This is a genomic window from Streptomyces sp. NPDC059456 (assembly GCF_042750055.1).
Lineage (GTDB): Bacteria > Actinomycetota > Actinomycetes > Streptomycetales > Streptomycetaceae > Streptomyces.
This window is the reverse complement of sequence record NZ_JBHYVA010000616.1, coordinates 1-5,229: the sequence shown is the minus strand read 5'-3', so window position 1 is coordinate 5,229 and position 5,229 is coordinate 1. Positions and strand designations below refer to the sequence as shown.

The following is a 5,229-nucleotide window of genomic DNA, read 5'->3' as shown; positions in this document are numbered from 1 at the left end:
GCTTTGGGTCTCGTGGGATCGGTGTTGTGTTTATGAGACAGAGCCGGGCCGCCCCGCTGCGTGCGGGGCCTTCGGCCGCGCGGCGCACGCTTCGGGGGCGCCAGCCGACACAATGGACCGGTGAGTACCACCAGCCTTCCCACGCCCGACCGCGCCGCCGAGCTCCGCACGGCCCTGCTCGCCGCCGGTTTCACCGCCGACGGCCTGCTCGACCTGCTCGGCGCCCCCGCCTACGCCGCACTGGCCCGCAGCGAGACGGTCCCCGCCCTGCGCGCCACGCGCGGCCGCGGCGACGGCCCGCTCGCGAGCCTGGTCCGGCTGTTCCTGCTCCAGCAGCCGGAGCCGTACGCGCACGCCGCCGCGGCGCTGCCCGTCGAAGCGGCGCTGGCCGACGGCTGGCTGCGGCGGGAGGAGGGCGCCGACGGCGGGGACACGGTGTACGCCGCCGTCGACGTGCGCCCGTACGGCGGCCCCGACGGCGAGGACTGGTTCATCGTCTCCGACCTCGGCTGCGCGGTCGGCGGGGCCGGCGGGATCGGCAGCCGCGAGGAGGGCGTGGTGCTCGGCGTCGGCGGGGCGTCCACGACGCTGGCCGGGATCACCGTCCGCACCCCGGTCGGCAGCGCCCTCGACCTCGGCACCGGATCCGGCATCCAGGCCCTGCACGCGGCACAGCACGCCACCCGCGTCACCGCCACCGACGTCAACCCCCGGGCCCTGGAGTTCACCCGCCTGACGCTGGCGCTGTCCGGCGCCCAGGAGGCCGAGCTGCTCCTCGGGTCGCTGTTCGAGCCGGTGGGCGGGGCCACGTACGACCTGATCGTGTCGAATCCGCCGTTCGTGATCTCTCCCGGCGCCCGGCTGACGTACCGCGACGGCGGGATGGGCGGCGACGACCTGTGCCGGACCCTGGTCCAGGAGGCCGGCGCGCACCTCAACCCGGGCGGGTACGCGCAGTTCCTCGGCAACTGGCAGCACGTGGAGGGCGAGGACTGGCACGACCGGGTCCGCGCCTGGGTGCCGCGCGGCTGCGACGCGTGGATCGTGCAGCGTGACGTACAGGACGTCACGCAGTACGCGGAACTGTGGCTGCGGGACGCGGGCGACCACCGCACCGACCCCGCCGAGTACGCCCGCCGGTACGAGGACTGGCTGGACGAGTTCGAGGCCCGCAAGACCAAGGCCGTCGGCTTCGGCTGGATCACCCTGCGCCGCAGTGACGCGGCCGAGCCGTCGGTCGTGGTCGAGGAGTGGCCGCACTCGGTGGAGCAGCCGCTCGGCGACGCGGTCGTCGCCCACTTCGCCCGGCAGGACTACCTGCGGGACCACGACGACGCGGCCCTGCTGGAGGCCCGTTTCGTCCTGGCGGCGGAGGTCGTCCAGGAGCAGGTCGGCGCGCCCGGCGCGGAGGACCCGGAGCACGTGGTGCTGCGGCAGAACCGCGGGATGCGGCGTGCGACCAAGGTCGACACGGTCGGGGCGGGTTTCGCGGGAGTGTGCGACGGCTCACTCACGGCGGGCCGGATCCTGGACGCGATCGCGCACCTGGTGCAGGAGGATCCGGTGGTCCTGCGGGACCGGACCCCGGAGTCGATCCGGGTGCTGGTCGAGCAGGGGTTCCTGGAGCCGGCCGAGGGCTGACCGCGCTCCGCCGGCGCCGCCGGGACCCTGCCGGCACCCCTTCGGCAGACCCGTCCGCGGCAGCCGGACCGTGGCCGAATCCGTGATGTAACCCGGGGTTCGCGCGCCGTTTCCCCCAGGCTGTCAGGCTCCCGTTCGAAGGGACGGCCGAGGGCCGGCGACGGGATCCGGGGGGGACCCCGTACGAGGCCCCGGGAGTGGCCGGAGGGTAAGGGGGGAACGGCATGGAGAGCGGTCCGGGGATCTTTGCGGGGGCCGTCTTCCTGCTGTTCGGGGCCGCTCTGCTGGGCTGGACGGGGGCGTGCGCCCTGCGCCGCGCGCCAGTGGCCGAGGGTGTGCGCCCCGTCGTGGCCGTTCCGCTCGTCCTGGCCGCCTCGGGAGCGTGCCTGGCGCTCGGCGTGTGGTGCCTCGCCCGCCTCTGATCGGCGGCTCCTCCACCGGCGCTCCGGCGGCCGCGGGCCCTGGTCGGAAACAGGACGTCAGGCGGGGTGCGGGGGCGGGGCCAGACGGCCCCCTGGCCACCCGGCCCGGTGATCGCGACGGGTCCGGCGCGGTATCCGGGCGGCAGAAATGGCACTTGTCGGGTTACCGTTCGAGTGGCCGTTGCGGGCTTCCGCCGTTTGACACGGGGGCGGGTTGTACCGTCACACTCCGCAGCGTCGCCGTACCGCGACCGAGTGCCGACCGGAGAGAAGAGCCAAGTTGTCCCCGACTAGCGAGACCGCAAAGGGCGGCCGCCGACTCGTCATCGTCGAGTCCCCTGCCAAGGCGAAGACGATCAAGGGCTACCTCGGCCCGGGATACGTCGTCGAGGCGAGCGTCGGGCACATTCGCGACCTCCCGAACGGCGCCGCCGAGGTCCCCGACAAGTACACGGGCGAGGTCCGCCGCCTCGGCGTCGACGTCGAGCACGACTTCGCGCCGATCTACGTCGTCAACGCCGACAAGAAGGCCCAGGTCAGGAAGCTCAAGGAGCTGCTGGCCGAGTCCGACGAACTCTTCCTCGCCACCGATGAGGACCGCGAGGGCGAAGCCATCGCGTGGCACCTGCAGGAAGTCCTCAAGCCCAAGGTCCCCGTCCACCGGATGGTCTTCCACGAGATCACCAAGGACGCGATCCGCGACGCCGTCGCCAACCCGCGCGAGCTCAACCAGCGCATGGTCGACGCGCAGGAGACCCGCCGCATCCTCGACCGCCTCTACGGCTACGAGGTCTCGCCGGTCCTGTGGAAGAAGGTCATGCCGCGCCTGTCGGCCGGCCGTGTCCAGTCCGTGGCCACCCGTCTCGTCGTCGAGCGGGAGCGCGAGCGCATCGCCTTCCGCTCCGCCGAGTACTGGGACCTGACCGGAACCTTCTCCACCGGCCGCGCCGGCGACGCCTCCGACCCCTCGACCCTGGTCGCCCGCCTGAACACGGTGGACGGCAAGCGGATCGCGCAGGGCCGCGACTTCGGCTCGAACGGGCAGCTCAAGAGCGAGGTCCTGCACCTCGACGAGGCGAACGCCCGGGCACTGGCCGCCGCGCTGGCGGACACCTCGTTCGCCGTCCGCTCGGTCGAGTCCAAGCCGTACCGCCGCTCCCCGTACGCCCCGTTCCGCACGACGACGCTCCAGCAGGAGGCCTCGCGCAAGCTCGGCTTCGGTGCGAAGGCGACGATGCAGGTGGCGCAGAAGCTGTACGAGAACGGCTTCATCACCTACATGCGTACGGACTCCACCACGCTCTCCGACACCGCCGTGTCGGCGGCGCGGGCGCAGGTCACGCAGCTCTACGGGGCCGACTACCTGCCGGAGAAGCCGCGCGTCTACGCCGGCAAGGTCAAGAACGCGCAGGAGGCCCACGAGGCGATCCGTCCCTCGGGTGATCGTTTCCGCACCCCGGCCGAGACGGGTCTGACCGGCGACCAGTTCCGCCTGTACGAGCTCATCTGGAAGCGGACCGTCGCCTCCCAGATGAAGGACGCGACCGGAAACTCGGTCACCGTCAAGATCGGCGGCCGTGCCGCGGACGGCCGGGACGCCGAGTTCACCGCCTCCGGCAAGACGATCACCTTCCACGGGTTCATGAAGGCGTACGTCGAGGGCGCGGACGACCCGAACGCCGAGCTCGACGACCGCGAGAAGCGGCTGCCGCAGGTCGCCGAGGGCGACGCGCTGTCGGCCGAGGAGATCACGGCGGACGGCCACTCGACCAAGCCGCCGGCCCGCTACACCGAGGCCTCGCTGGTCAAGGAGCTGGAAGAGCGGGAGATCGGCCGCCCGTCGACGTACGCGTCGATCATCGGCACGATCCTCGACCGCGGGTACGTCTTCAAGAAGGGCACGGCGCTCGTGCCGTCCTTCCTCTCGTTCGCCGTGGTCAACCTGCTGGAGACGCACTTCGGGCGGCTCGTCGACTACGACTTCACGGCCAAGATGGAGGACGACCTCGACCGCATCGCGCGCGGCGAGGCCCAGTCCGTGCCGTGGCTGAAGCGGTTCTACTTCGGCTCGGAGGAAGCGTCGGAGGTCGTACCGGCCGACGGCGACCACCTCGGCGGTCTGAAGGAGCTGGTCACGGACCTCGGCGCGATCGACGCCCGGGAGATCTCCTCCTTCCCGGTCGGCGAGGGCATCGTGCTGCGCGTCGGCCGCTACGGGCCGTACGTCGAGCGCGGCGAGAAGGACGCGGAGGGCCACCAGCGCGCCGACGTGCCCGACGACCTGGCGCCCGACGAGCTGACGATCGGGTACGCGGAGGAGCTGTTCGCGAAGCCGAGCGGCGAGTTCGAGCTCGGCAAGGACCCGGTCAGCGGGAACGAGATCGTCGCCAAGGACGGCCGCTACGGCCCGTACGTGACGGAGATCCTGCCCGAGGACACGCCGAAGACCGGCAAGAACGCGGTGAAGCCGCGGACGGCCTCGCTCTTCAAGTCGATGTCCCTCGACACCGTGACCCTGGACGACGCGCTCAAGCTGATGTCCCTGCCCCGGACCGTGGGCGCGGACGCGGAGGGCGTGGAGATCACGGCCCAGAACGGCCGCTACGGCCCGTACCTGAAGAAGGGCACGGACTCGCGGTCGCTGGAGACCGAGGACCAGCTGTTCACGATCACGCTGGACGAGGCCCTCGCGATCTACGCGCAGCCGAAGCAGCGCGGCCGGGCGGCGGCCAAGCCCCCGCTGAAGGAGCTCGGCACGGACCCGGTCAGCGAGAAGCCGGTCGTCGTCAAGGACGGCCGCTTCGGGCCGTACGTGACGGACGGCGAGACGAACGCGACGCTGCGGCGGGACGACGACGTCGAGACGATCACGCCGGAGCGCGGCTACGAGCTGCTCGCGGAGAAGCGGGCGAAGGGACCGGCCAAGAAGACGGCGAAGAAGGCCGTCAAGAAGGCGCCCGCCAAGAAGGCCCCGGCGAAGAAGGCCACCACGGCCGCCAAGAAGACGGCGGCGAAGAAGACGACGACCGCGAAGGCGACGGCCGCGAAGAAGACCGTCGCCAAGAAGGCCACGGCGACGAAGGCGGCCGCCGCCGCCCCGGCTTCGGACGAGTAGACGAGCAGGAGACGGGCAGCCGTCGCCCGGGGCCCCGGCGTTTCCCCGCGG

The 5,229-nt window shown here is 72.2% G+C and carries 3 protein-coding genes; all 3 read left to right on the top strand.

The genetic code is table 11. From position 1 onward, the window contains the following. Positions 1-120: 120 nt before the first annotated feature. The 3 genes from ACFXA3_RS34790 to topA all read left to right on the top strand — a co-directional run bounded on the left by ACFXA3_RS34790 (position 121) and on the right by topA (position 5,178). Positions 121-1,641 (top strand): methyltransferase, encoded by a 1,521-nt coding sequence (locus ACFXA3_RS34790; RefSeq protein WP_385193696.1) that lies wholly within the window; start codon positions 121-123, stop codon positions 1,639-1,641. A gap of 224 nt (positions 1,642-1,865) precedes the next feature. Then, positions 1,866-2,063, top strand: a complete 198-nt coding sequence (locus ACFXA3_RS34785; protein ID WP_385193694.1) for a hypothetical protein — start codon at positions 1,866-1,868, stop codon at positions 2,061-2,063. A 280-nt stretch (positions 2,064-2,343) separates the two neighbouring features. After that, complete coding sequence (topA, locus tag ACFXA3_RS34780) at positions 2,344-5,178, top strand: type I DNA topoisomerase (protein ID WP_385193692.1); 2,835 nt, start codon at positions 2,344-2,346, stop codon at positions 5,176-5,178. Positions 5,179-5,229 lie beyond the last annotated feature (51 nt).

Excerpts from the sequence above, each read along its gene's own strand:
- ACFXA3_RS34785 (WP_385193694.1), top strand. The coding sequence starts at position 1,866 with ATGGAGAGCGGTCCGGGGATCTTTGCGGGGGCCGTCTTCCTGCTGTTC.